The organism is Klebsiella sp. 2-CIP_Kleb. (assembly GCF_050378715.1).
GTDB lineage: Bacteria > Pseudomonadota > Gammaproteobacteria > Enterobacterales > Enterobacteriaceae > Klebsiella > Klebsiella quasipneumoniae.
The window spans coordinates 187,261-210,888 of the sequence record NZ_JBNRLG010000008.1 but is presented as its reverse complement, the minus strand read 5'-3'; the positions used below and the strand labels follow the sequence as shown (position 1 = coordinate 210,888).

At 56.1% G+C, this 23,628-nt stretch carries 28 protein-coding genes and 1 pseudogene; 14 read left to right on the top strand and 15 right to left on the bottom strand.

All coding sequences use genetic code 11. The features are described 5' to 3' along the window. Positions 1-72 precede the first annotated feature (72 nt). Together phoQ and phoP are read right to left on the bottom strand one after the other, a co-directional pair. The gene (phoQ, locus tag ACQUTP_RS22825) at positions 73-1,539 is read right to left on the bottom strand and encodes a two-component system sensor histidine kinase PhoQ (protein WP_004206635.1); all 1,467 of its coding nucleotides are present in this window, start codon (positions 1,537-1,539) and stop codon (positions 73-75) included. After that, entirely contained in the window at positions 1,539-2,210 is a 672-nt protein-coding gene (phoP, locus tag ACQUTP_RS22820) for a two-component system response regulator PhoP (RefSeq protein WP_004206636.1), read from the bottom strand. Before phoP ends, phoQ begins: the two co-directional genes overlap by 1 nt. Positions 2,211-2,492: 282 nt before the next feature. Between phoP and ACQUTP_RS22815 the strand changes: the two genes are divergently transcribed. Both ACQUTP_RS22815 and ACQUTP_RS22810 read left to right on the top strand, forming a co-directional pair. Beyond that, positions 2,493-3,299, top strand: coding sequence for an AraC family transcriptional regulator (locus ACQUTP_RS22815; RefSeq protein WP_004206637.1), 807 nt, complete (start codon positions 2,493-2,495; stop codon positions 3,297-3,299). Between the two features lie 83 nt (positions 3,300-3,382). Continuing rightward, positions 3,383-3,745, top strand: a complete 363-nt coding sequence (locus ACQUTP_RS22810) for a cupin domain-containing protein (RefSeq protein WP_004206638.1) — start codon at positions 3,383-3,385, stop codon at positions 3,743-3,745. 54 nt (positions 3,746-3,799) lie between these two features. On the opposite strand, the gene purB is transcribed toward ACQUTP_RS22810, so the two are convergent. The 5 genes from purB to rluE are packed head-to-tail and all read right to left on the bottom strand — an operon-like array spanning position 3,800 to position 8,158. Continuing rightward, on the bottom strand, positions 3,800-5,170 hold the full coding sequence (gene purB / locus ACQUTP_RS22805; RefSeq protein ID WP_004150804.1) for an adenylosuccinate lyase: 1,371 nt from the start codon (positions 5,168-5,170) through the stop codon (positions 3,800-3,802). A gap of 3 nt (positions 5,171-5,173) precedes the next feature. Beyond that, entirely contained in the window at positions 5,174-5,815 is a 642-nt protein-coding gene (hflD, locus tag ACQUTP_RS22800; RefSeq protein ID WP_004140557.1) for a high frequency lysogenization protein HflD, read from the bottom strand. Positions 5,816-5,869: 54 nt separating this feature from the next. Then, the gene (mnmA, locus tag ACQUTP_RS22795; protein WP_004150803.1) at positions 5,870-6,976 is read right to left on the bottom strand and encodes a tRNA 2-thiouridine(34) synthase MnmA; all 1,107 of its coding nucleotides are present in this window, start codon (positions 6,974-6,976) and stop codon (positions 5,870-5,872) included. Positions 6,977-7,032: 56 nt separating this feature from the next. Beyond that, the gene (locus ACQUTP_RS22790) at positions 7,033-7,491 is read right to left on the bottom strand and encodes an NUDIX hydrolase (RefSeq protein ID WP_004206639.1); all 459 of its coding nucleotides are present in this window, start codon (positions 7,489-7,491) and stop codon (positions 7,033-7,035) included. Between the two features lie 16 nt (positions 7,492-7,507). Continuing rightward, positions 7,508-8,158 (bottom strand): 23S rRNA pseudouridine(2457) synthase RluE, encoded by a 651-nt coding sequence (gene rluE, locus ACQUTP_RS22785; RefSeq protein ID WP_428902444.1) that lies wholly within the window; start codon positions 8,156-8,158, stop codon positions 7,508-7,510. Between the two features lie 240 nt (positions 8,159-8,398). Here rluE and icd point away from each other — a divergent pair, with 240 nt between their 5' ends. Then, a complete protein-coding gene (gene icd / locus ACQUTP_RS22780) occupies positions 8,399-9,649 on the top strand; it encodes an NADP-dependent isocitrate dehydrogenase (RefSeq protein ID WP_004206641.1) in 1,251 nt (416 codons plus the stop codon). A 272-nt stretch (positions 9,650-9,921) separates the two neighbouring features. Here the strand turns inward: icd and ACQUTP_RS22775 are convergent, their stop codons facing one another. From ACQUTP_RS22775 to ACQUTP_RS22760, 4 genes are all read right to left on the bottom strand, one after another. After that, complete coding sequence (locus ACQUTP_RS22775; RefSeq protein ID WP_023317962.1) at positions 9,922-10,635, bottom strand: ArsR/SmtB family transcription factor; 714 nt, start codon at positions 10,633-10,635, stop codon at positions 9,922-9,924. Next, positions 10,632-11,024 carry an amino acid-binding protein gene (locus ACQUTP_RS22770; protein WP_017899009.1) on the bottom strand — a complete coding sequence of 131 codons (393 nt, stop codon included), beginning with the start codon at positions 11,022-11,024 and terminating at the stop codon, positions 10,632-10,634. Before ACQUTP_RS22770 ends, ACQUTP_RS22775 begins: the two co-directional genes overlap by 4 nt. Beyond that, positions 11,017-11,340 carry an antibiotic biosynthesis monooxygenase family protein gene (locus tag ACQUTP_RS22765; protein ID WP_004203706.1) on the bottom strand — a complete coding sequence of 108 codons (324 nt, stop codon included), beginning with the start codon at positions 11,338-11,340 and terminating at the stop codon, positions 11,017-11,019. Before ACQUTP_RS22765 ends, ACQUTP_RS22770 begins: the two co-directional genes overlap by 8 nt. A 136-nt stretch (positions 11,341-11,476) precedes the next feature. Then, on the bottom strand, positions 11,477-11,950 hold the full coding sequence (locus ACQUTP_RS22760) for an OsmC family protein (RefSeq protein WP_004203707.1): 474 nt from the start codon (positions 11,948-11,950) through the stop codon (positions 11,477-11,479). Positions 11,951-12,107: 157 nt separating this feature from the next. Between ACQUTP_RS22760 and ACQUTP_RS22755 the strand changes: the two genes are divergently transcribed. Together ACQUTP_RS22755 and ACQUTP_RS22750 are read left to right on the top strand one after the other, a co-directional pair. After that, positions 12,108-12,749 (top strand): GntR family transcriptional regulator, encoded by a 642-nt coding sequence (locus ACQUTP_RS22755; RefSeq protein ID WP_060657020.1) that lies wholly within the window; start codon positions 12,108-12,110, stop codon positions 12,747-12,749. Positions 12,750-13,039: 290 nt separating this feature from the next. Continuing rightward, entirely contained in the window at positions 13,040-13,585 is a 546-nt protein-coding gene (locus ACQUTP_RS22750) for a cysteine hydrolase family protein (RefSeq protein ID WP_004203709.1), read from the top strand. Between the two features lie 54 nt (positions 13,586-13,639). Here the strand turns inward: ACQUTP_RS22750 and ACQUTP_RS22745 are convergent, their stop codons facing one another. Together ACQUTP_RS22745 and ACQUTP_RS22740 are read right to left on the bottom strand one after the other, a co-directional pair. Further along, entirely contained in the window at positions 13,640-13,867 is a 228-nt protein-coding gene (locus tag ACQUTP_RS22745; protein WP_004203710.1) for a DUF1272 domain-containing protein, read from the bottom strand. Positions 13,868-13,978: 111 nt separating this feature from the next. Then, entirely contained in the window at positions 13,979-15,172 is a 1,194-nt protein-coding gene (locus tag ACQUTP_RS22740) for a zinc-dependent alcohol dehydrogenase (protein WP_004203711.1), read from the bottom strand. A 631-nt stretch (positions 15,173-15,803) separates the two neighbouring features. Between ACQUTP_RS22740 and ACQUTP_RS22735 the strand changes: the two genes are divergently transcribed. The 6 genes from ACQUTP_RS22735 (at position 15,804) to cydB (ending at position 20,480) form a co-directional block, all read left to right on the top strand. Beyond that, positions 15,804-15,989 carry a general stress protein gene (locus ACQUTP_RS22735; RefSeq protein WP_004150795.1) on the top strand — a complete coding sequence of 62 codons (186 nt, stop codon included), beginning with the start codon at positions 15,804-15,806 and terminating at the stop codon, positions 15,987-15,989. Positions 15,990-16,079: 90 nt separating this feature from the next. Next, on the top strand, positions 16,080-16,574 hold the full coding sequence (locus tag ACQUTP_RS22730; RefSeq protein ID WP_008807707.1) for a ferritin-like domain-containing protein: 495 nt from the start codon (positions 16,080-16,082) through the stop codon (positions 16,572-16,574). Between the two features lie 26 nt (positions 16,575-16,600). After that, positions 16,601-17,107: a ferritin-like domain-containing protein gene (locus ACQUTP_RS22725; protein WP_285755383.1), complete on the top strand. Its 507-nt coding sequence runs from the start codon at positions 16,601-16,603 to the stop codon at positions 17,105-17,107. A gap of 16 nt (positions 17,108-17,123) precedes the next feature. Next, complete coding sequence (locus tag ACQUTP_RS22720) at positions 17,124-18,011, top strand: manganese catalase family protein (protein ID WP_285755381.1); 888 nt, start codon at positions 17,124-17,126, stop codon at positions 18,009-18,011. 55 nt (positions 18,012-18,066) lie between these two features. After that, positions 18,067-19,473 carry a cytochrome ubiquinol oxidase subunit I gene (locus ACQUTP_RS22715; protein ID WP_004203714.1) on the top strand — a complete coding sequence of 469 codons (1,407 nt, stop codon included), beginning with the start codon at positions 18,067-18,069 and terminating at the stop codon, positions 19,471-19,473. Further along, positions 19,470-20,480 (top strand): cytochrome d ubiquinol oxidase subunit II, encoded by a 1,011-nt coding sequence (cydB, locus tag ACQUTP_RS22710; protein ID WP_023317966.1) that lies wholly within the window; start codon positions 19,470-19,472, stop codon positions 20,478-20,480. Before ACQUTP_RS22715 ends, cydB begins: the two co-directional genes overlap by 4 nt. A gap of 132 nt (positions 20,481-20,612) precedes the next feature. Here the strand turns inward: cydB and ACQUTP_RS22705 are convergent. Next, positions 20,613-20,798: pseudogene (locus ACQUTP_RS22705) on the bottom strand (FUSC family protein); the annotation flags it as partial. Positions 20,799-20,838: 40 nt separating this feature from the next. Then, positions 20,839-21,036, bottom strand: a complete 198-nt coding sequence (locus ACQUTP_RS22700) for a hypothetical protein (protein WP_004203716.1) — start codon at positions 21,034-21,036, stop codon at positions 20,839-20,841. Positions 21,037-21,603: 567 nt separating this feature from the next. Here ACQUTP_RS22700 and ACQUTP_RS22695 point away from each other — a divergent pair. The 3 genes from ACQUTP_RS22695 (at position 21,604) to ACQUTP_RS22685 (ending at position 23,558) form a co-directional block, all read left to right on the top strand. Then, entirely contained in the window at positions 21,604-22,236 is a 633-nt protein-coding gene (locus ACQUTP_RS22695; protein ID WP_080841154.1) for a helix-turn-helix domain-containing protein, read from the top strand. A gap of 45 nt (positions 22,237-22,281) precedes the next feature. Beyond that, entirely contained in the window at positions 22,282-22,437 is a 156-nt protein-coding gene (locus tag ACQUTP_RS22690) for a hypothetical protein (protein ID WP_032425982.1), read from the top strand. Between the two features lie 434 nt (positions 22,438-22,871). After that, positions 22,872-23,558, top strand: a complete 687-nt coding sequence (locus ACQUTP_RS22685) for a KPN_01159 family EAL domain c-di-GMP phosphodiesterase (RefSeq protein ID WP_004203719.1) — start codon at positions 22,872-22,874, stop codon at positions 23,556-23,558. Positions 23,559-23,628: the final 70 nt, after the last annotated feature.

The following is a 23,628-nucleotide window of genomic DNA, read 5'->3' as shown; positions in this document are numbered from 1 at the left end:
TGCAGGTGTCTGACAGGGATTATAACGGATGCGGCGCCCCGGCGATGCAGGCGCCGTGAAAAAACTCAACGATTAACTCTCTTTATCTTCCATCAGCTGGCGGCCAAACACCACCTCCATGCAGGCGCCGCCGAGCAGGCTCTCGCCGGCGATGATCTCCCCGTCATATTGTTCGACGATTTCCCGGGCGACGGAGAGCCCCACCCCCTGGCCGGGACGCAGAGTATCCGCCCGCTGGCCGCGGTCGAAGACGGCGCGGCGCTGGCTCGGTGGGATCCCCGGCCCATCGTCTTCCACCAGGATGTGCAGATGACTGTCGGTGGTCTGGCGCACGGAAACCTCCACGAACTCCAGACAGTACTTACAGGCGTTATCGAGAACGTTGCCCATCACTTCCATAAAATCGTTCTGCTCGCCGACAAAACTGATCTCCGGCGAGATGTCGAGCGAGATATTGACCCCCTTGCGCTGATAGACCTTATTAAGGGCGGAGGTCAGGCTGTCGAGCAGCGGGGCGATCGGGTGTAGTTCCCGGCTCAGCAGGGTACCGCCGCTGCGCATGCTGGCGCGATGCAAATAGTAACCAATCTGCTGCGAAATGCGGCTTATCTGCTCCAGCATCACCGGCTCCGCCTCGTCGACGCTGATCTTCTCGCCGCGCAGAGAGCGCAACGTGCTCTGCATCACCGCCAGCGGCGTTTTCAGGCTGTGGGTGAGATCGGTGAGGGTGGTGCGGTATTTGTCATAGCGTTCACGCTCGCTGCGAACCAGCCGGTTAAGGTTGCTCACCAGTCGGGTCAGCTCGCGGGTGGTGTTGGGATTGAGCTTCTCGCGGTGATGTTCCTCCAGCTCGCGCACCTCTTTGGCCAGCGACTCGATGGGGCGCAGGCTCCACCAGGCGGCGACCCACAGCAGGGGGATCACCAGCAACAGGTTGGCGGCCAGCACGTAGATAAACCAGCTCCACACCATATAGCTGCGCTTGAGCTCCACCGGGATGGTGTCGACCACCACGATACTGAGCTGGGGCATTTTGCTGGTGGCTGGGTAGAAGTTGATCGCCACCGAGTGGGTCATCTCCGAATCGTCGCCCTGTTCGCGGATGGCGTCCAGCTGTTCCTGAACCTCATGGTTATTGCGCAACAGCATACTGCTGCTGTCGACATCGGCTTCAATTTCATGGAAGCCATTGCGTTTCAACCAATCCGGTTGAATGCGCTTCGTCAGCCAGGGGACATCGCGCTGCGCCCACAGTAGTTTGCCCTTCTCATCGTAAATAAGGGTCACCGTCGGGCTTTCCATATTCAGATTTTCCGGGATATCGACATCAATGGCGCCGTTCTCCCATTTGGCCAGCATATAAAAGAGATTGCTCTCGCCGCGCAGCAGACGGAAGGTGGTTTTATCGAAGCTGACGCTGTAGCCCACCAGCGCCACCATGCCATAGGCCAGGGAGAGCACCAGCACCACCCCGGCGGTCGCCAGCAGGAAGCGAACCCGTAATGACAGCGGGAAAATATGCCGCAACAGTCCCTTCATCAGCGCAGTTCGAACAGATAGCCCTGGCCGCGCACCGTGGTGATGACGTCCTGCGGGTATTCAGCCTGAATTTTCTTACGCAGCCGGCCCATCAGCACGTCGATGGTATGGCTTTCACGCAGTTCGGCATCCGGGTAAAGCTGGAGCATCAGGGAATCTTTACTGACCACTTTGCCGCGGTTGCGGATCAGGGTTTCCATAATCGTGTACTCAAAGGCCGTCAGCTTGATCGGCTGATCGTTCACCGACAGCTCGCGGCGGGAGAGGTCGACCTGAAACGGCGGCAGAGAGATCACCTGCGAGGCCAGGCCGCTGTTGCGGCGCAGCAGCGCCTGCATGCGGGCGGCAACCTCTTCAATATGGAAAGGCTTAGTGACGTAATCATCCGCCCCGGCGCTCAGCACTTCGACTTTATCCTGCCATCCTTCGCGGGCGGTCAGCACCAGCACCGGCAGCGACACGTCATGGCTGCGCCAGCGACGGATCAACGATAATCCATCTTCGTCCGGCAGGCCGAGATCGACGATGGCGATATCCGGGAGATGTTCGCCCAGATAGTAATCCGCTTCCTTGGCATCCTCTGCGGCATCGACCTGATGGCCCAGCTCCTGGAGCTGAACTTTGAGGTGGTGACGCAGCAGGGCATTATCCTCAACCACGAGTACGCGCATGGCTGTTCTCCCTTGCAATTTCGAAAGTAGTCTGACGTTTATTATATACGCAAAATATAAACAGCTGTTAAATAAAGCTTTTTATACAAACGGCGTGGAGCATCGCCGGGCAGGCCGGCGTTGAGCGGCGCCTTTTGCGCAGCGGGTATGGAACTCCTTCATTCTATGCGTAATTTCAGCAAACGCCCAGCGGCTGGGCGCGGCAGTGAGCGGGTTGGTGATGTTAATTTTTTGTGTAATAGTGCTCGAATCCTCCCTCAAGAACGCCGCAGGTTATTCATTATGTCTCAGCAGCAGAGCGCGGATTGGGTCAGGCTGGCGCAATCGCCCAGCCGCACGGAGCGCATCGAAGCCTTCTTCGGCGGCCACGGCTACGAGCCGCACCGGCATGATACCTACGCCATCGGCCAGACGATCGCCGGCGTGCAGAGCTTTCACTATCGCGGCGGGCTACAGCACAGTCTGCCCGGCGGGACGATGGTCCTTCACCCGGACGAAATACACGATGGCGAGGCGGGCACCGAGGCGGGGTTTCACTACCGCATGGTCTACATTGAGCCAGCGCTGATCCAGAAGATACTCGGCGGCAGGCCATTGCCGTTTATCCCCGGCGGCCTGTCGGCGGATCCACGGCTAGGTCGCGCCGTGCAGCCGCTGTTGAAAGCGGTCACGGATACCTTCGAGCCGCTGGAGGAAGAAGACGCCCTGTACGACCTGGCGCAGACCCTGGCCGTGGTCGGCGGGCAGCGTTCCCGTCGCCAGGCGTTTGATTATCAGGCGGCGGAGAGGGCTCGGGAGTATATCCATGCCTGTTTTATGCAGGATATGACCCTCGACACCTTGTCGCAGGTCAGCGGCCGGGACCGCTGGAGCCTGAGCCGTGATTTCAGAACGCTGTACGGCACCAGCCCGTGGCGCTACGTCATGATGCGCCGGCTCGATTTTTGTCGCCAGCGGATGCGCGCCGGGGAGCGTCTGGTGGATATTGCCGCTGACGCGGGCTTTGCCGACCAGAGCCACATGACGCGCCAGTTTATCAGCCGCTTTGGCCTCTCTCCGGGGCGCTGGCTGCGGGCGATCCGCGGCTAAGGCGGCGCAGGTTGCACAATCGTTCAAGCGTCAACGCGGCGAGGCGAACTATGCTGACTGCCTTTATCACAAGGAGACAGCCTATGTATCAACTCGTTAATCTTGCTCAGAAATTTTCCCTGTTCAGCGAACAATGGCAGCCCAAAGTGGTGGCCGAAATGAATGACTATCAGTTCAAGATCGTGCGCATCGCCGGCGACTTTATCTGGCACAGCCACCCGGAAACCGATGAGACGCTGATGGTGGTGGAGGGGGTATTGCGCGTGGACTTTCGCGACGGACATGTGCTGGTTAAGGCCGGGGAGATGATCGTCGTGCCGCGCGGGGTGGAACATAAGACCTCGACGGAGACGGAAGCGAAGCTGATGCTGATTGAACCGCGCGGGGTGTTAAATACCGGCCACGAGGGCGGCGAGCGGACGGCGGTGAACGACGTTTGGATCTGATCGCTTTCCGGCGATAAAACGCCCCTCTTTCCGGCGGAAAGAGGGGCAGGGCGATTACTTCAGCTCGTCAACCATGGTGGTTGCCCGACCGATATAGTTGGCCGGGGTCATCGCTTTGAGACGCACTTTTTCCTCTTCCGGCAGGGCGAGGCTGTCAATAAACTGCTTCATCCCTTCCGCGTCCACGCGTTTGCCGCGGGTCAGCTCTTTCAGCTTCTCGTACGGTTTTTCGATACCGTAACGACGCATCACGGTCTGGATCGGCTCAGCCAGTACTTCCCAGTTGTGATCCAGTTCGTCCAGCAGGCGATCCTGGTTCAGCTCCAGCTTGCTGATCCCTTTGAGGGTGGACTGATAGGCGATCAGCGCATAGCCGATGCCCACGCCGAGGTTACGCAGAACGGTGGAGTCGGTCAGGTCGCGCTGCCAGCGGGAAACCGGCAGTTTGCTGGCCAGGTGCTGCATGACCGCATTGGCCAGGCCGAGGTTGCCTTCGGAGTTTTCGAAGTCAATCGGGTTCACCTTGTGCGGCATGGTGGAGGAGCCGATTTCCCCGGCGATGGTCTTCTGTTTGAAGTGGTTGAGCGCGATGTAGCCCCACACGTCGCGATCGAAGTCGATCAGAATGGTGTTAAAGCGCGCGATGCAGTCAAACAGCTCAGCGATATAGTCATGCGGCTCGATCTGCGTGGTGTACGGGTTCCACTGAATGCCTAGCGAAGTAACAAACTCTTCGCTGAACTGATGCCAGTCGACTTCCGGGTAAGCGGCGATGTGGGCGTTGTAGTTACCCACCGCGCCGTTGATTTTACCAAGGATTTCCACCTGGTTCAGCTGACGGTACTGGCGCTCCATACGGTAGGCGACGTTGGCCATCTCTTTACCCATGGTGGACGGTGTCGCTGGCTGGCCGTGGGTACGGGAGAGCAGCGGCACATCGCGGTACTGGGTCGCCAGATCTTTTACCGCGTCAATCAGTTTGCGCCAGTAAGGCAGAACCACTTCGTCGCGGGCGGTTTTCAGCATCAGCGCGTGGGAGAGGTTATTGATGTCTTCGGACGTACAGGCGAAGTGAATAAACTCCGACACGGCGTGCAGTTCGGCGATGTCAGCGACTTTCTCTTTCAGAAAGTACTCTACCGCTTTCACATCGTGATTAGTGGTGCGCTCGATGGTTTTGATGCGCTCGGCGTCTTCGACGCTGAAATCGGCAACGATTTTGTCAAGGAAACCGTTTGCGTCGGCAGCAAAAGCAGGAACTTCCTTGATCGCTGCGTGGGCGGCCAGTTTTTGCAGCCAACGTACTTCCACCTGAACGCGGAATTTCAGCAAACCGAATTCGCTGAAGATACCGCGCAGCGCGCTGACTTTATCGCCGTAGCGGCCGTCTACAGGGGAAACGGCGGTCAGTGAGGATAATTCCATAGATCACAACTCCGGGGTTAAATGAGCAAGAATTTGCTTTGCCTGGTTAACCAGACGATTACGGGAAAACATAAGCTGGAGACGTCCGCCGCCCACCTGATGCCAGAGCACCGCGGCGCGAATACCCGCAAGCAGCGCTGAGCGAACTTTCGCCTGCACCTGCGGGCTTTGCAGCACGGCAGGGGAGCCGGTCACCTGAATACGCGGGCCCAGCGGGCTTATCACATCGACATAGATGCCTGCCATGGCGCTGAGCAGCGTTTCGGACTGCAGGTCAAAGTGCTCCAGCTGACGGTGCAGGCCGGCGATGCGGTTGCCGAGCGTGTCCATCGCCCCTTTACTGGCGGCGAGCTTGCGCTCCAGCACCATCAGGCTCAGGGTATAGCGGGTGAGTTCCGCATTGAGGCCCTGACGGCTGCTGGTATTGAGCACCCCGAGCAGCGTTTCAAGGCCGAGGCGAAGATTGGCTTCACTGCCACCGAACACCGCCAGCGTCGACTCGGGATCGAGGTCGATGATGCTGTTCAGCGACACATGCAGGGCATCGCTGTCGCAATGTCCCTGATGCGCCAGTTGCTGAACCAGTCGCGCCGCCTGGCAAACGCCAGCCAGCGCCAGGGTGATGTCATAGTAATTCTTCGCCACACATACTCCTTGTCAGCCGCCGGGGCGGTTCGTCCCGGCGGAAATAACGCGCGTTCAGGACTGCAGAGGCAGTCGTTGTTCAATAATTCCGCCGCCGAGACACACTTCACCCAAATAGAATACCGCGGACTGGCCCGGTGTCACCGCCGCGACCGGCTCATCGAAGCGGACTTCGATACGGTCTTCATCCAGCGCGGTAACGGTGCAGGGGATATCGGTCTGGCGATAGCGGGTTTTCACCGTGCAGCGCAGGGTGCCCTGCAGCGGTTCACGGTTTACCCAGTGCAGCTGTTGGGCAATCAGACCGACGGACATCAGGCGCGGGTGGTCATGGCCCTGGGCGACGATAAGAATATTATTCTCAACGTCTTTATCGACCACGTACCATGGATCTTCGCTACCCTCTTTGGTGCCGCCGATACCCAGCCCTTTACGCTGGCCCAGGGTGTGGTACATCAACCCCTGATGGGTACCGATCTCCTCGCCGTCGACGGTGAGGATTTTGCCCGGCTGCGCCGGCAGGTAACGGCCAAGGAAATCGCGGAATTTACGCTCGCCGATAAAGCAGATGCCGGTGGAATCTTTTTTCTTCGCGGTGATCAGATCCAGCTCTTCGGCGATCTTACGCACCTGCGGTTTTTCCAGTTCACCCACCGGGAACAGGCTCTGGGCAATCTGCTCGTGGCTAAGGGTATAAAGGAAGTAGCTCTGATCTTTATTGCCGTCGAGTCCGCGCAGCAGCTGGCTTTTACCGTCTACATCGGCGCGGCGCACATAGTGCCCGGTGGCGATGTAGTCGGCGCCGAGGTCTTCGGCAGCAAACTCGAGGAAGGCTTTAAATTTGATCTCTTTATTGCACAGAATATCCGGGTTCGGCGTGCGGCCGGCTTTGTACTCTTCCAGGAAGAGCTCAAAGACGTTATCCCAATATTCGGCGGCAAAGTTAACGGTGTGCAGTTCAATGCCCAGCTTATCGCAGACCGCTTGCGCATCGGCAAGGTCGGCGGCGGCGGTGCAGTATTCCTCGCCGTCGTCTTCCTCCCAGTTCTTCATGAACAGGCCTTCCACCTTATACCCTTGCTGCAGCAACAGGTACGCGGAGACCGAGGAGTCGACGCCGCCGGACATGCCGACGATCACTTTTTTCTGGCTTTCTGACATGGAAATACTCGCTACATTGAACTTCGAGGCGGCGTATTCTAGCACGCGCTCACCGTTCATTCACCCCCTGTGAACGGCCAGTTAAATGCGCCAATCAGCGACAGCGGCTGCCGCGGGTCCTGCAGGTAGCAGCGAATGCTTTCGGCAACCAGCGGCGAGCGCAGGTTTGGCGCGTTAAGAATTTCCTCAGCACTGAGCCACAGGCAGCGATCGATATCGCTGTCGTGCGGTTCAGTGGCGCACGGATCGCTAAGTTCGATAGCGAACAGGAAGCGCAGAAACGGGGTGTTATCGGGAGCCAGCCACTGATGCATGCGGATGAAGTGCTGCGGCGTGGCGCGAATGCCGGTCTCCTCCCACAGTTCACGTTCGGCGGCCTGCAGCAGCGTTTCATTGGCCTCGAGATGGCCCGCCGGCTGGTTCCACAGTGCTTTGCCGTTAATGGTTTCTTCGACGATGAGAAATTTATCCTGGGCGTGAACCACGCAGGCAACGGTGACATGAGGTTTAAACATCGCTTTTCCTTTTCAGTTATTCGGCTTTGCGCCAGTCGCCGTTGGCCAGTCCGTCGAGTGTATAGCCGCCCATGGCGTAGCGGATCAGACGCAGGGTGGGGAAGCCGACGTGGGCGGTCATCCGGCGCACCTGGCGGTTGCGTCCCTCGTAGAGCGTAATTTTCAGCCAGCGGGTGGGAATCGATTTGCGCTCACGAATCGGCGGGTTGCGCGGCCACAGCCAGACGGGTTCCTCCACAAGTTCTACTTCGGCAGGCAGGGTGGGGCCGTCGTTGAGGGTGACGCCGTCGCGCAAGGCGGTCAGCGCCTCGGGCGTGGGTTCGCCTTCCACCTGAACATAGTAGATCTTGCCGGTGCGCTTACCCGGCTGGGTCAGCTTCGCCTGCAGTGCGCCGTCGTTGGTCAGCACCAGCAGGCCTTCGCTGTCGCGATCGAGCCGACCGGCAGCATAGACGCCCGCCACCGGAATAAAATCTTTCAGCGTGCTGCGCCCGGCCTCGTCGGTAAATTGCGGCAACACATCATAGGGTTTATTGAACAAGATCACAGTTTTTGGCTGGCGTTCTTTACGTTGTCTGGTGACTTGTTGTGTGCTGAATCGCTCAACGCGATGTTTTCTAAATGAAGTTTTCTGCATGGTATTTTCAGGCTCTATCAATTGCCGCATTATAGCCTAATTACGAATGCCTTTCATGGACGCAAACATTCAGGTAGTATTGACATGCTCATTACAAATTATTAACAAAAAATTGCTCAAACCGATTCGCACTACAGGCAGGAAGGCGACACGGACGCGATAGCTCCGGTTAGCGGGAAGACCCGGTACTCCGAAGCTGGCCGACTCAGCCAACACCAGGCTCGCGTGAAGAGGGAAGAGCAGAACCAGAAGCGCTCGAAGGAGAGGTTAATGGAAAGCAAAGTAGTAGTTCCGGCGGAAGGTCAAAAAATCACCCTGCTAAACGGCAAACTGAACGTCCCTCACAATCCGATTATCCCGTTCATTGAAGGTGACGGTATCGGCGTTGACGTTACCCCAGCGATGCTGAAAGTGGTTGATGCCGCCGTTGAGAAAGCCTATAAGGGCGAGCGTAAAATTTCCTGGATGGAAGTTTACACCGGTGAGAAATCGACACACGTCTATGGCCAGGATGTCTGGCTGCCAGCTGAAACCCTCGATCTGATTCGTGACTACCGCGTTGCTATCAAAGGTCCTCTGACTACCCCAGTCGGCGGCGGCATTCGTTCCCTGAACGTGGCGCTGCGCCAGGAGCTGGATCTCTACGTCTGCCTGCGTCCGGTACGTTACTACCAGGGCACCCCGAGCCCGGTTAAGCACCCGGAACTGACCGACATGGTTATCTTCCGTGAAAACTCCGAAGATATCTATGCAGGCATCGAGTGGAAAGCCGACTCTGCTGAAGCAGACAAAGTGATCAAATTCCTGCGCGATGAGATGGGCGTGAAGAAAATTCGCTTCCCGGAACATTGCGGCATCGGCATCAAGCCGTGCTCTGAAGAAGGCACCAAACGTCTGGTTCGTGCAGCCATTGAGTATGCGATCACCAACGATCGTGATTCCGTCACTCTGGTGCACAAAGGCAACATTATGAAGTTCACCGAAGGCGCGTTCAAAGACTGGGGCTACCAGCTGGCTCGCGAAGAGTTCGGCGGCGAGCTGATCGACGGCGGCCCGTGGGTGAAAATCAAGAACCCGAACACCGGCAAAGAGATCGTGGTAAAAGACGTGATCGCCGACGCCTTCCTGCAGCAGATCCTGCTGCGTCCGGCGGAATACGACGTTATCGCCTGTATGAACCTCAACGGCGACTACATCTCTGACGCGCTGGCGGCACAGGTTGGCGGTATCGGTATCGCCCCGGGCGCCAACATCGGCGACGAGTGCGCGCTGTTCGAAGCGACTCACGGTACTGCGCCGAAGTATGCTGGCCAGGACAAAGTGAACCCGGGCTCCATCATCCTGTCCGCAGAAATGATGCTGCGCCACATGCAGTGGTTCGAAGCCGCAGACCTGATCGTCAAAGGCATGGAAGGCGCTATCGCCGCCAAGACCGTGACCTATGACTTCGAACGTCTGATGGAAGGCGCTAAACTGCTGAAATGTTCAGAGTTTGGCGACGCGATTATCGCGAACATGTAATCCCGTTAGTGGATTAAGTTAAAGCGGGAGCCGATGGGCTCCCGTTTTTTTATCGCATTCAGGCCGTTATTTTGCCGGACGCTCGCTGCGCGGTGCCATGGTCGATTTCCCGCAACACAATGTCCATCAAAGCCATGCGCTTACAACAGGGCTAGCTCAGTTTACCGCGAGATCGCAAGTGGGTATGGATTGAACGCCAGGGGTCTTACTGATGGCCCGACCGGCTTAAACCGGTGCCGTTCGGCGAAAATGTGATGTAGCCTAAACTCAGGCTATCCACCCACCTTCAGATTAAACAGCCGGGACAGCGCCGCTCTGCCGCTATCCGTCACTTGCACTTCCCGATATCCCGGCGCACGGGTTATCCATCCTTTCTGCTCAAACAGCGCCATCAGCGCCGAACCGGCGTCGCCTCCCAGATGAAAACGTCTTTCGCTCCAGTCAAGACAGGGGCAACAAGGCTTACGTCGCGGGCGAGCGTTAAGTACCGCGCCCAGGCTTTCAAGCTGGGTTTTACCGGCTGACGTCAGGGACTGCCCATCGGCCGCCAGCCATTTTTCCCGCAGCATACACTCATAAATCTTCACCGCCAGCTCGCCCGCCAGATGATCGTAGCAGGTGCGGGCGTAGCGAAGCGTCACCGGCGTGCTGGTGGCCAGCGCCTTATGCGCCTGCATTGAGACGCCCATCAGGTTTTCCAGCAGCCCGGCGATATGCGGGCCCGCCAGGCGGTAATAGCGGTGGCGCCCCTGCGCGAGACACACTACCAGCCCGTTGCTGAGCAGCCGGGCAAGATGTCCGCTGGTGGTGGAGGCGGAGACCTCGGCGACCGTGCTGAGCTCGGTCGCCGTCCATGCGCGCCCGTCCATCAGCGCGCAGAGAATGCTGACCCTTGACGGGTCAGAGAGGGCAGAGGCCACCATCGCCATCGCGGTTTCCAGTGCCGCCTCTGGCTCACTGTCTTGCTGCGTTTTCAGGAGATTCATTCAGAAAGTATGGCCCATTTTTTGGTCACTTCCGCTGCCCGGGTGTCATCATCGGTAAGGAGAATGAGCCGGTTACGGTGGTCGCTGTACTGTACCAGAATATTAATACCGTTGCGGGCCAGGGTGTCGGCAATGTCCCCCAGCTCCCCGGGTCGTTCCTGGGGTAACTTGCGTATCAGAGGACGGCATACATCGCTGACCGTAAATCCGGCCTCGGTCAGCACCCTGCGGGCTGTCTCACCGTCTTCTACCAGAAAATGCGCATGTCCGGCATCAGGCGTGGTGAATACCCCACCACCTTCGAGACCCACACCGTTGTTGCCCAGCGCTATACCCATTGCGCCAAGCGAGCCCGGCGTGTTGCTGAGAATGACGTGAATATCATACATCTGGCTGTGCTCCCCGATCCGATGAGTAATCCCGGAACACGCGGGCAACGCGTATTCTGTAATATGAAAAAATCGATGCTTTGCCTTCGCGCTGGGCAGCCAGATGCCGCTCATTTTGCTGCCAGTTGGCCACCGATGCTTCATCTTCCCACCAGGATAGCGAAAGGATTTTGCCGGGTGAATTCAGGCTCTGAAAACGCTCGATGGCGATAAACCCCGGCGTGTCTGAAAGCAAAGGCGTCAGCCCGGCCGCCAGCTGAAGATATCTTTCCTGTGCTTCCGGTAAGGCGTCGGCCTCAAAAAGTACCGCAATCATAAGTCTGCTCCGTGGTGAATTTCCCTGCAGTCTAATGACGGCCAGAGCAGGATGCTTCGGTGTGCAGCGAAGTGTGGCTGAGGTTGGATACCCCAGCCACATTTCCTGCGCACCGGATGATCGCGCCAGAAACGAGTTACTCTGCGTTAAAGATAATAAATTCAGGCTGGTAGCTGACCGGGAAATTGACCGAGCGGGCGATAAAACAGACGTGATGGATCTGCTGATGAAGGGCCGCGGCGGCGTCGAGATCGGTACCTGGTAATACGGTGATTTTCGGCCGGAGGGTAGCAGAAATAAAGCGACCCGCGCCCCCTTTTAATACTTCGCCCGTTGCCACCGGCGAGTCCTGATATTCCATGACCGTAATGCCGGCATCTGAGGCCAGATGTAAGTACCACAGCATGTGACAGGCAGAGAGAGAAGAGAGCAGGAGATCTTCCGGGTTCATTTTGCCGGGATCGCCGCCCAGTAATGGATCATTTGAACAATGAATGGGTTCTTTTCCCTTTACCGCGATATCCCAGGTTCGTGCATAAGCCTTGTAACCCGAGGTACCCGTGCCCTGATTGCCGGTCCATGTGATATGACTGGTATAAGCGTGTTCCATTGGTTTGCCTTTCTCTATAGAGGGATGAATTTCTTCACTGCGGTATCGTCCAGTTGCATTGCCTGAACGAAGCCGCAGGTAGAATCGCAAGGTTGTCATGACGTTGGCTCGAATGGTATAATGGTATACCATTTATGAATGATGTAAAGAGAGCCAAATGAACGCTGCTACCCGTTCGACCGCCGATATCCTTGCCAGTGAGTTAAAAATCTTAATCAACAAGGGGGCATTGCGAGATGGCGACCGGCTTGTGGAGCGCGACCTGGCCTGCCAGTTTTCTGTCAGCCGTATCCCAATGAGAGAAGCGATACAGCAGCTTGAGCGCGAAGGTCTGGTTGAGATTTTCAGAAATCGTGGCGCGGTGGTGAAAACGCTGACGGCCGCAGATGTCGATGAAATTTATCAGCTGCGGGCACTCCTGGAAGGTGAAGCCATTTTTCATAGCCTGGAGAATATGGACCCGGAAACGCTTGCCCGGGCAGAGCTGGTGCATCAGCTGCTGAGTAGCGCTTCTGAACCCGAGCAGCAGGGGAGGTATAACCGGGAGTTTCATGAACTGCTGTATCGGAAGTGTAACAATCAGCGCCTGTTGAAGATGATCGGTGAATTGCGCGAGCAGATTGAAAGATATGAGCTTTTTCAGAACAGACTGCTGTCGGATACGCTGAAATTCCAGGATGAGCATCAGCAGATCCTGATGGCCTGCCAGCAAAATAATCCACAGGAGGCTCGGGCATATACTGTGAAACATATTCTTTCAGCAGGTGAAATCCTTCGCGCCTATATTGTAAGCCGTTAATGGTTGCGTAAAGCGGCTGCGTTGTTCACGCATAAATTGCCATCCGTCTCAGCTCAATGCTATAAGAAAAGAGCCGTTTTAATGGCGCTTATGTTTTATCTGTAAGGAATAAGTGAAGGTCAGATAATGATTACGTCAGTGCAGCCAACCACCACCGTCACCACCACGACCGTAACCTGCGGTGGTGTGGGCGTATCTGTGACCGGCTCCTGACAAACAGATCCTCACTCCCCGCCAATGTGGACGGGGAGAGACCTCTCCGTTCGTGACAGACTGAATGGAGACCCATCATGATTTCATCTGAGGATGCCCTGTTAATTATCGATATGCAGCAGGGGCTTTTCCGTGGCCCGGTTTCCCCGTATCAGGCCGATGCGCTTCTGGCGAACGTTTGCCTGCTGATTGAAAAAGCGAGACAGGCTGAGGTGCCCGTCTTCTTTGCCCGCCATACCGGAGCTGACGACTCTCCGTTCTCCGCGCAAAGTCCATTAACTCAACTGCTGCCTGAGATGGGTGTTAACGGCGAGCGGGATATCGTCTTTATTAAAAAGTACCCTTCCTGTTTTCAGCAAACTGACCTTGCGCATCAGCTCGCTCAGGCCGGCGTAAAACAGCTGGTTATTGCCGGGATGAAAACCGAATTCTGCGTGGACACGACCTGCCGAGCGGCATCGGCGCTGGGATTACGGACGGTGCTGATCTCAGATGCGCACTCAACCATGGATAACGAACGTTTATCAGCGCCTGACATCATTGGCCATCACATTGTCACCCTTGCCGGGCCATTTGTGACGCTGTCGACCGCCGCAGAGTGGCGCTTTTCGGCAGCGAAATAAGGATGAAGAAAGGGAGCCCGAGGGCTCCTTTTCGCTACGCCTGCTCATCCGGTTTTACTGCCCATGGCGGCGCAGGGTGGAGGCGGGGTGGCGCCGGAGCGCCTCTTCGGGACGCACCGGACGCCGCACTAGTTCGCCGCCGCAGTTCGGGCAATGGCCGTTAAGCCGCGCCGTCATGCAGTCCTGGCAAAAGGTGCACTCGAACGAACAGATAAACGCTTCGCGTGAGTCTGGCGGCAGATCTTTATCACAGCATTCGCAATTCGGGCGTAACTCGAGCATTTCCTTCCCCTGTGGTTAACGGCTGTATCAGCGACGGCCGGCCAGCGCATGCTGTTTTTATAGCACGGCGCAGACTGGCCTCCGAGGGATTTCGCTGCGTTAATCTCCGCCTCAAAGCGTTGCCTTTCCGGGCTGCATCCCCGGCACGAGGATCACTTTGCGGCATGCCTCTTCACGTTTCTCAAAGATCTGATAGCCGCGCGCGGCCTCCTCCAGAGGCATATGGTGAGTGACAATCTCCTCCGGGGTGAGCAACCCTTGCTCAATAAGCGCCAGTAGATCCGGCAACCAGGCATGGACGTGGGTTTGCCCCATTCTGAAGGTCAGCCCCTTATCAAAGGCATCGCCAAACATAAATCCGTGAATGAAACCGGCGTAAACCCCGGGCACGCTGACGATGCCGCCGCGGCGCACGGCAGCGATGCACTGGCGCAGCGCTTTCCCGCTGCTGCCCTCGATTTTCAGGGTGCTGAGGACGGTTTCCGTAAGGCTGCCTTTCGCCTCGAAGCCGACGGCGTCAATCACCGCATCGACGCCGCGATGGCCGGCGGTGTTGTCGATAATCCACTGCGCCGGATCGTCATGGTGGTCGAAGTTTATCGGGATCGCGCCATAGCGCCGCTGCGCGAAGTCGAGTCGGTAATCGTTATGATCGATGATAAATATCTGCTCTGCGCCATTGAGCCTGGCGCAGGAGGCACACAGCAGGCCAACCGGGCCGGCGCCAAAAATAGCCACGCTGCTGCCGGGTTTGACCTCGGCGTTTTTTACCGCCTGCCAGGCGGTAGGCAGAATATCTGACAGAAACAGCACCTTTTCATCGGGTAAGGTGTCCGGCACTTTAAACGGTCCGGTATTGGCTTTGGGAACGCGCACATATTCCGCCTGGCCGCCAGGGATCCCGCCGTACAAATCGCTGTAGCCGAACAGGGCCGCCGGTGGCGAAATGCCTTTTCGGTTGAGCGTCGCCCCCTGGCCGCTATTGGTGCTTTCGCAGGCGGCATATTGCTGCAGGCGACAAAAGAAGCAGTCTCCGCAGGCGATGACAAACGGGATAACCACCCGATCGCCTTTACGAACCGCGGTGACCTCGGAACCGGCTTCCACCACTTCCCCCATAAATTCATGGCCGAAAATATCACCATGGTGCGTGCCGGGGATCTTACCGCGGTAAAGGTGCAGATCGGAACCGCAGATCGCCGTCGCCGTGACGCGCAGAATAATATCGTCCGGCGCCTCAAGGGCCGGGTCGGGCATGGTGTCGACGCTGACATGATGGGGGCCATGATAAGTGAGTGCTTTCATAAAGTCTTCTCCTGGAGAGAATGGCTGATAGCAGCAGGCGAAAAGGCATTGTGACCTAACGTTATTGCCGCCGATAAACCACAGTAAAAATAAAGCGTAGAGTACTTATAATGGAACTGCGTGATATTCCACTCAGTGAATGTATTCCACGCTTCGCTTATTTAGCGGCTGGTTTGTTGAGGTTATTTTAGGTTATTTGCCTATTCCCCTTATGTATGCCAGGCTTAATCGGGCATGATATTCGCTCCGTTTTATTTTCCAGCCGCTTCCCCAGCGGCTTTTTTTTTGGCCTTAAAAAAAGAAAAAATCTGAATTTCAACCAGACTAAGGGCGTTACTGCCGCTTCGTTATATAACCCAACAGGAGTACTCCGCCGGTATAAATAATTCTTTGCCACAGTGGTGCTCTGTGTGCATTATTTCCCTGAACACAGTAAGTTAGCGGGAATGTACCGTCTGGTTATTTTTGATGTGTTTTGTAGAATTATTCCGAATTACTCCTAAAAGGCATCAAAAACACGGGATAATAATTTGACTAACCAGCATTACCCGCTAGATTTAAATATCGAGCGACGAGTGATACGGAATATTTTCGTATCGTACTGACATAACCGATATACATGAGGTGAAATATGGCAGAGCATCGTGGTGGTTCCGGAAATTTTGCTGAAGACCGTGAAAAAGCTTCTGAAGCAGGTCGTAAAGGTGGTCAGCACAGCGGCGGGAACTTTAAAAACGATCCGCAGCGTGCGTCTGAAGCGGGTAAAAAAGGCGGACAAAACAGCCACGGTGGTGGCCGCAAGTCCGATAATTCCTGATTATCCTTTTCCTTGCACCCTGAAGTGAAAGTATCTCCTGCGAGTCTGTCACAGACTCGCAGTTATTTTCTGACTCCAGAAGGTATTTCTATGAATATGAAAAGCATTGAAGATGTATTTATTCACCTGCTCTCAGATACCTACAGCGCAGAGAAACAATTAACCCGCGGGCTGGCAAAACTGGCCAGAGCGGCGTCCAGTGAAAAACTCAGCGCGGCGTTCAATGCTCATCTTGAAGAAACCCAGGGCCAGATTGAACGTATCGACCAGATTATTGAGCAGGAATCTGGTCTGAAAATAAAACGCATGAAATGCGTGGCCATGGAAGGATTGATCGAAGAGGCCAATGAAGTCGTTGAGAGCACGGAAAAAAATGAGGTACGCGATGCCGCGTTAATTGCCGCTGCGCAAAAGGTCGAGCATTACGAAATTGCCAGTTACGGTACCCTGGTTACCCTGGCGGAACAGTTGGGTTATAAAAAAGCGGTCAAACTGCTGGCCGAAACCCTGGAAGAAGAAAAGCAAACCGATGTTAAATTAACCGACCTGGCGGTAGGTAATATTAATAAAAAAGCGGAAAAATAAACGCTCCCTGACACGAGGAAATCACGATGAATCACATTGAACATTATCATGACTGGCTACGAGATGCGCATGCCATGGAAAAACAGGCAGAATCCATGCTGGAATCAATGGCTGGCCGTATCGATAATTATCCGGATCTCCGTGCCAGAATCGAACAGCATATTAATGAGACCAAACGGCAAATTACCGTGCTGGAAGAGATCCTCGACCGCAACGACATTTCGCGCTCGGTGATTAAAGATTCGATGAGTAAAATGGCGGCTCTTGGCCAGTCCATTGGCGGAATGTTTCCTTCCGATGAAATCGTCAAAGGCTCGATCAGCGGGTACGTTTTCGAGCAGTTTGAGATCGCCTGCTATACCTCTCTGCTGGCGGCCGCTGAAAAAGCGGGCGATACCGCCTCCATCCCAGCCATTGAGGCCATCCTGGCGGAAGAGCGGGAAATGGCCGACTGGCTGATCAAACATATTCCTCAGACCACGGAGCAGTTTCTCCTGCGTTCAGAAGCTGACGGCGTAGAAGCGAAAAAATAACCCAGGAGGCAGGCCTATGTTTCGTCATGTGAAACAACTGCAGTATACCGTGCGCGTTGCTGAACCCAACCCGGGGCTCGCGAATTTACTGCTCGAACAGTTTGGCGGCCCTCAGGGCGAGCTGGCCGCCGCGTGTCGTTATTTCGCTCAGGGATTAAGCGATGACGATCCCGGCCGTAAAGACATGCTGATGGATATCGCGACAGAGGAGCTAAGCCATCTGGAGATCATTGGCACCCTGGTCGGCATGCTAAATAAAGGCGCCAAAGGGGCGCTGGCGGAGGGCACCGAGAGCGAGGCGGAACTCTATCGTTCGCTCACCGCCAACGGCAACGACAGCCATATTACGTCGTTACTGTACGGCGGCGGTACCCCGCTGACCAATTCGGCGGGCGTGCCGTGGACGGCGGCCTACATTGATACTATCGGCGAACCCACCGCCGACCTGCGGTCGAACGTCGCGGCGGAGGCGAGGGCGAAGATCGTCTATGAACGGCTGATCAACGTGACCGACGATCCCGGCGTAAAAGACGCGCTGGCGTTCCTCATGACCCGCGAAGCGGCGCATCAGCTCTCTTTTGAGAAGGCGCTGCAGTCAATTCGCAACAACTATCCGCCGGGCAAACTGCCGCCCATTAGCGAGTACGCGAACACCTACTACAATATGTCTGAAGGTGGAGAAGTACGCGGCAGCTGGAACAGTGACAAACACTTCGATTATGTCAAGGATCCGCAGCCGGCCGTGGATGGCGGAGATGGCAGCGCCTCTGTCGGCCTGACGCCGGAGCAGGAAGCGCTGTGCAAAGCGATGCTGAAGCGAACAGAGTCTGACCCGCAGGGTGATCCTTTGACCGGCGCCGAACTCGGCGCCGGTAAGCAAAACACCTCATCATCGGCTAAGTGATGTTCGCATAAGCCCCGGCTGCGGCCGGGGCGTTTCATAATGATGGGTGCGGATTATGTTTGAATTTGACGCGTTTCATCTGGCCCGACTGCAATTTGCCTTTACCGTTTCCTTCCATATTCTGTTTCCGGCCATCACCATCGGCCTTGCCAGCTACCTTGTGGTGCTGGAAGGGATGTGGCTGCGAACCCGGGATAACGTCTGGCGCTCGCTCTACAACTTCTGGCTGAAAATTTTCGCCGTCAATTTTGGCATGGGCGTGGTTTCCGGATTAGTCATGTCCTATCAGTTCGGCACCAACTGGAGCGGATTCTCCCAGTTTGCCGGCAGTATTACCGGCCCGCTGCTGCTGTATGAAGTGCTGACCGCCTTCTTCCTCGAAGCGGGATTCCTCGGCGTGATGCTGTTCGGCTGGAGCAAGGTGCCGCCGGCGCTGCATTTTTTTACCACCTGCATGGTAGCCCTTGGCACCCTGGTCTCCACCTTCTGGATCCTCGCCTCCAATAGCTGGATGCAGACGCCGCAGGGTTTTACCCTCGAAAATGGCCACCTTATCCCGCAGGACTGGCTGGCGATTATCTTTAACCCCTCGTTCCCGTATCGCTTGTTCCATATGGCGATCGCCGCGTTCCTCAGCAGCGCCATGTTCGTCGGGGCCTCCGCCGCCTGGCATCTGCTGCGCGGCAACGACTCGCCGGCCATCCGCAAAATGCTGTCGATGGCGATGTGGATGGCGCTGCTGGTGGCGCCCATCCAGGCGGTGGTGGGGGATATGCATGGCCTTAACACCCTTGAGCATCAGCCGGCGAAGATTGCGGCGATTGAGGGGCACTGGGAAAACCGGCCCGGCGAGGCCACCCCGCTGCTGCTGTTTGGTCTGCCGGATATGGAGCAGGAGCGCACCCGCTATGGCCTGGAGATCCCGGCGCTCGGCAGCCTGATCCTCACCCATAGCCTGCATAAGCAGGTGCCGGCCCTGAAAGATTTCCCGAAAGAGGACCGGCCCTATTCGCCCGCCGTGTTCTGGTCGTTTCGCATTATGGTTGGGATGGGGGTGTTGATGATCGCCTTAGGGATCTGCAGCGCCTGGCTTCGCTATCGGCGGCGGCTGTACCATTCGCGTCCCTTCCAGTGGTTTGCGCTCTGTATGGGTCCCGCCGGTCTGATTGCGCTGGTCGCCGGGTGGGTGACCACCGAGATGGGCCGTCAGCCGTGGGTGATCTACGGTTTGCTGCGCACCCGGGACGCGGTGTCGTTGCACAGTACGCTGCAGATGGCTATTAGCCTGCTGGTGTTTATCGTGGTCTACTGCGCGGTGTTTGGCGTGGGGTATTACTATATCTTCCGGCTTATCAAAAAAGGGCCGCAGCCGGTGACGGAGCTGACCTCGCAAACCGCAGGCACCCCGGCGCGTCCGCTCTCGGCGGCAGAGCCGGTGCGGGATGAGGAGAACGCATCATGAGCATCGATATCTCGGTGATTTGGTTTGTCATCATTGTCTTCGCCACGTTGATGTATATCGTGATGGATGGTTTCGATTTAGGCATCGGAATGCTGTTCAGCGTGGTGCATGACGCCGAAGAGCGCGACGTGATGGTTAACAGCGTGGCGCCCGTCTGGGATGGTAACGAAACCTGGCTGGTGCTCGGCGGGGCAGGGCTGTTCGGCGCCTTTCCGTTGGCTTACGCGGTGATCACCGATGCGCTGGTTATCCCGCTGACGGCGATGCTCATCGGCCTGATTTTCCGCGGCGTGGCGTTTGAGTTTCGTTTTAAAGCGGTTCCCTCGCATCGCACCTTCTGGGACTATGCCTTCGCTGGCGGCTCGCTGCTGGCGACCTTCAGCCAGGGGATTGTTGTCGGCGCGTTTATCAACGGCTTTGCGGTGGCTGACCGCCGCTTCGCCGGCTCGACGCTGGACTGGCTTACCCCCTTCAATCTGTTCTGCGGCCTGGGGCTGGTAGTAGCCTATCTGCTGTTGGGCACCACGTGGCTGATCATGAAAAGCGAAGGCGCGTTGCAGCAACGGATGCGCGAACTGACCCGCAAGGCGCTGCTGGCGTTGATGGCGGTGATCGCGGTGGTCAGCGTCTGGACGCCGTTGGGCTGGCGCTATGTGGCGGAACGCTGGTTTACGCTGCCCAATTTCTTCTGGTTTGTGCCGGTGCCGATCCTGGTGCTGACCCTGAGCTTGTGGATCTGGCGCCTGAGCGCGCGCCCCGCAAGCCATGCTCGTCCCTTTATCCTGACGCTGGGCCTGATATTCCTCGGCTTCAGCGGGCTGGGAATCAGCGTCTGGCCGAACATTATTCCGCCGCACATCTCCCTGTGGGATGCCGCCGCGCCGCCCTCCAGCCAGGTATTTATGCTGCCGGGGGCGCTGCTGATCATCCCGGTGATCCTGATGTATACCGCCTGGAGCTATTACGTCTTTCGCGGCAAAGTGTCCGGCAGTGAAGGCTATCACTGAGCGAGATACGCGCCGGCGGCCCGGGAATGAACCAGATAGTCGCGGGCAGACCGGCGATCCGTTCCCTCCTTGCTTGGGCAGGGTGTCAATATGGGGGCGCACCGGCAGCCCGAAGCCGTCGGTCAGGTCGGCGCTTAAGATACCGATCGTTATCTTCTCCACCCGGATCACCGCGGGGTCAAAAAGGGTTCCGGGCGTGGAGACGGCGGCAAAGTTCAACAGGCGCAAGGTGTTACCCGCCAACAGGAAAGCGTACCCACGCGATGTGCGTTCAATCAGGGGCAGGCTGTGACTCCCTGCGAGCCACAGAGCCCGCATGATGCTGGCCTGACGCCCGCCGGGGAAGGCGGGCAGAGGCTTACGCTTTTGGCGACTTGATCTTAATAATAAATCGCTCATTCACCCGGGTGATCCTCGCGCCAATGTCGCCAAACTCGGTGGCGATTTTAAAAAAATCGTCTGCGGCGACGTCAAAATCGAGTTCGATTTTCTGATGTTGTCCTGTCGCCAGTAACTCATAGAAATGGTCAAGGCTGCGGGCTTTTTCGCTGGGCATCGTATTTCTCCATGGTCAACCAATCAGCAGGGCGTTTATGACTTATAGCGCATTCCGGATTATTCAGCAGAATGGTAATGGCGCCTGATATAAGATTATGCAATGACAGTAAGAGTGAGGTAGGGCGATATTATTCCGTGTTGTTAAACCGTGCGGTCGCGCGTTTGCCGGCGATACCATGACGGCAGGAACCATCCTGCGGCGTCGGCTGATGATAGACATTGTTTGATGACAATTTGATGTCAGTAAAATGAACCTGCAAGGGCTCGGGATTTCATATCGCTAAATAATTTTTAATCTGTGGCTGTTAAGGTAGTTCTTAACTACCTTATGGTGATGGGGCTTTATTTTTATGGCCAACGGCGAGGGAACAACGATGCAATTACTTGATTTATTCGCAGGCTTATTGTGGTTAAGCAGCGTTATTTTCCTGCTGTTTGTTCTTGATGTGGTCATCACCCGTTATCTTTATCGTAAATAACCGACAGAGGCGACGGCGCTGGGCATAGGGTACCGCGCCGGAGGATGATAGTATAACGCCGGGACTGATTCAGGAAGGAATGTGCAGTGCTCGGGAGAATTGATTACGATATTGAAAAATACCAGTTTACCGAAGCCGGTGAAACGTCGCGGCTGCGGGAGCAGTGGCGAGAAGTCTATCAGGAGTGCCGTCAGCTGCAGGCCGGGGCAGAGGAGCGTCTGCGCATTGCGTTGCTGAACGTCGACTATGTCACCAGCTTCGAGCTGCCTTTTCGCCTGCTGCTGGTGCGCGCGCCGCAGCTGATCGCCGACGTCCGCGAGACGTTGCAGCTCAGTCGTAAAGCCGCCGTTTTCAACGGCAAACGTTACGGCTGCGTCTACAGTTTGAAGCAGGATTTACAGGCTGTACCGGAGAGCTTTCATTACCACCTGACAAACCGTATTCGTCGCGTCGAGGCGACGGGCCAGACGGCGGCGCCGTACCAGCAGATCGCCCGGGAGATTAAACCAGCCCGGGATCGACTCCGGCAGGCATTAATCGCCGGCCTGCCGGTAACCGCGCTGGATGCCCTGTTCTGGTTCGGCTGTCAGCGGGTAGCGGCGGACATTGCCCAGCTGCGCCGGTCCGGTATGGCCATTATCACTGAGGAGGTGGAGGTCTGCGACACTCTGTTCAATACCACCCGGCGGGTACCGGTTTATCGTCTGGCCAGCGCGTGAGCGGGCCTCCCTTCGCCCAGCCGCTGCCTCTGCAGGCAGTCGACCATTGCTCCATCAAACCAGACGCACAGGCCTCTGGCGGCATGCCGCGGAGCCGGTTCCAGCCACGCGCTGGCGCTGAGCATGACTAGCATCAGCGCCAGCGGAACCCCGTATATTCTTCTCACTACCCTTTTCCCACTTCGCCTCTTTTGCCAGTAAGATAGCGGGAAAATATGACGTTTCGTTGACCCGTCTGCCTGATTTATCGCCTGCAGACGGCGTGGCAGGCGTGGCAGGCGGGCCGTGCCGGGTGATGCGTTATTGATCTTCGGCATAAAAATGCCAAAAACTGGCGGCTTGTTTTTTTCGGTTTTATTACTCCATGCTTTTTTCCCCGTAGGGAAAAAGCATGAAGCCGCAATGCCTGGTGATGGATTATTTTGTAACTGGCTGGTTTGAAACGATATTTTAATTTTGACTTAGGTGGGGATGACAGCGGTGGCAAATTTATATTAATTCACTTTACCGATCAATAAATTATATCTTGATAGCTTTTGGCTATCGAATGTTTCTTATCGATCATTTTAAACTATTTTTGTTGGCGGGAAATATATGACATGCTTTAACCCTTTCTTATTTCTGGTATTTTTTAAATGGTTAAAGAAAACGTGAAAAATACCTCTTATCGCTTCGTTCTGGAGCCCGCTATTAGCGATGATGGTGCCTACCACTCGTGGGAATTGCTCACTAAAGACATTATAGCACCCGCACAAAATAACACCTCCGCGCCCACGTTTTCTTTCTCCACGCTCACCGAACGCGACAAGCTTGCACTATTTACCCGGCAAATCGAATTGCTTTCCGTCTTTGATTTTTCCCAGGTCGATAATAAGCCGATATCGCTGAATATTGATGATTTATTAAGCCATTTTATTCTGACCGATCGCTATCTGTGTGATTTTCTGCGCGCCAGTAAATACATCGCCCTGGAAATAAATGAGAATTTTCATGAGTTTATCGCCGGTCGCGAACTGACGGCGCTGAGCACGCTGGCGGCGCTTTGTCCGGTCTGGCTGGATGACTTTGGACGCGGACGCACGACTTTCCGGCTGCTGGAGCGATTTCGCTTCGATTGCGTCAAAGTGGATAAAGATTATTTCTGGGACAAAGAAAACGATCCCGCTTTGCCTGGGCTGTTACAGGCTATTCATACCCTGACCGGGCATGTGATTGTGGAGGGGATCGAAACCGAAAAGCAAAAACGGTTAATCACTGCGGCCGGGGATATCATTGGTCAGGGCCGTTACTGGAAGGATGAATATATCTTTCTCTGCTGCTGAGCGCCACCGGGGCGAGGTTTCGGTGACCTGCCATTCTTTTCTTATCCAGTTTTAAACGAATGCTTTGTTA

Bases quoted from the DNA above. Each gene is read 5' to 3' on its own strand.
- phoQ (WP_004206635.1), bottom strand. From the start codon at position 1,539: ATGAAGGGACTGTTGCGGCATATTTTCCCGCTGTCATTACGGGTTCGC.
- phoP (WP_004206636.1), bottom strand. From the start codon at position 2,210: ATGCGCGTACTCGTGGTTGAGGATAATGCCCTGCTGCGTCACCACCTC.
- ACQUTP_RS22815 (WP_004206637.1), top strand. From the start codon at position 2,493: ATGTCTCAGCAGCAGAGCGCGGATTGGGTCAGGCTGGCGCAATCGCCC.
- ACQUTP_RS22810 (WP_004206638.1), top strand. From the start codon at position 3,383: ATGTATCAACTCGTTAATCTTGCTCAGAAATTTTCCCTGTTCAGCGAA.
- purB (WP_004150804.1), bottom strand. From the start codon at position 5,170: ATGGAATTATCCTCACTGACCGCCGTTTCCCCTGTAGACGGCCGCTAC.
- mnmA (WP_004150803.1), bottom strand. From the start codon at position 6,976: ATGTCAGAAAGCCAGAAAAAAGTGATCGTCGGCATGTCCGGCGGCGTC.
- ACQUTP_RS22790 (WP_004206639.1), bottom strand. From the start codon at position 7,491: ATGTTTAAACCTCATGTCACCGTTGCCTGCGTGGTTCACGCCCAGGAT.
- rluE (WP_428902444.1), bottom strand. From the start codon at position 8,158: ATGCGGCAATTGATAGAGCCTGAAAATACCATGCAGAAAACTTCATTT.
- icd (WP_004206641.1), top strand. From the start codon at position 8,399: ATGGAAAGCAAAGTAGTAGTTCCGGCGGAAGGTCAAAAAATCACCCTG.
- ACQUTP_RS22775 (WP_023317962.1), bottom strand. From the start codon at position 10,635: ATGAATCTCCTGAAAACGCAGCAAGACAGTGAGCCAGAGGCGGCACTG.
- ACQUTP_RS22770 (WP_017899009.1), bottom strand. From the start codon at position 11,024: ATGTATGATATTCACGTCATTCTCAGCAACACGCCGGGCTCGCTTGGC.
- ACQUTP_RS22765 (WP_004203706.1), bottom strand. From the start codon at position 11,340: ATGATTGCGGTACTTTTTGAGGCCGACGCCTTACCGGAAGCACAGGAA.
- ACQUTP_RS22760 (WP_004203707.1), bottom strand. From the start codon at position 11,950: ATGGAACACGCTTATACCAGTCATATCACATGGACCGGCAATCAGGGC.
- ACQUTP_RS22755 (WP_060657020.1), top strand. From the start codon at position 12,108: ATGAACGCTGCTACCCGTTCGACCGCCGATATCCTTGCCAGTGAGTTA.
- ACQUTP_RS22750 (WP_004203709.1), top strand. From the start codon at position 13,040: ATGATTTCATCTGAGGATGCCCTGTTAATTATCGATATGCAGCAGGGG.
- ACQUTP_RS22745 (WP_004203710.1), bottom strand. From the start codon at position 13,867: ATGCTCGAGTTACGCCCGAATTGCGAATGCTGTGATAAAGATCTGCCG.
- ACQUTP_RS22740 (WP_004203711.1), bottom strand. From the start codon at position 15,172: ATGAAAGCACTCACTTATCATGGCCCCCATCATGTCAGCGTCGACACC.
- ACQUTP_RS22735 (WP_004150795.1), top strand. From the start codon at position 15,804: ATGGCAGAGCATCGTGGTGGTTCCGGAAATTTTGCTGAAGACCGTGAA.
- ACQUTP_RS22730 (WP_008807707.1), top strand. From the start codon at position 16,080: ATGAATATGAAAAGCATTGAAGATGTATTTATTCACCTGCTCTCAGAT.
- ACQUTP_RS22725 (WP_285755383.1), top strand. From the start codon at position 16,601: ATGAATCACATTGAACATTATCATGACTGGCTACGAGATGCGCATGCC.
- ACQUTP_RS22720 (WP_285755381.1), top strand. From the start codon at position 17,124: ATGTTTCGTCATGTGAAACAACTGCAGTATACCGTGCGCGTTGCTGAA.
- ACQUTP_RS22715 (WP_004203714.1), top strand. From the start codon at position 18,067: ATGTTTGAATTTGACGCGTTTCATCTGGCCCGACTGCAATTTGCCTTT.
- cydB (WP_023317966.1), top strand. From the start codon at position 19,470: ATGAGCATCGATATCTCGGTGATTTGGTTTGTCATCATTGTCTTCGCC.
- ACQUTP_RS22700 (WP_004203716.1), bottom strand. From the start codon at position 21,036: ATGCCCAGCGAAAAAGCCCGCAGCCTTGACCATTTCTATGAGTTACTG.
- ACQUTP_RS22685 (WP_004203719.1), top strand. From the start codon at position 22,872: ATGGTTAAAGAAAACGTGAAAAATACCTCTTATCGCTTCGTTCTGGAG.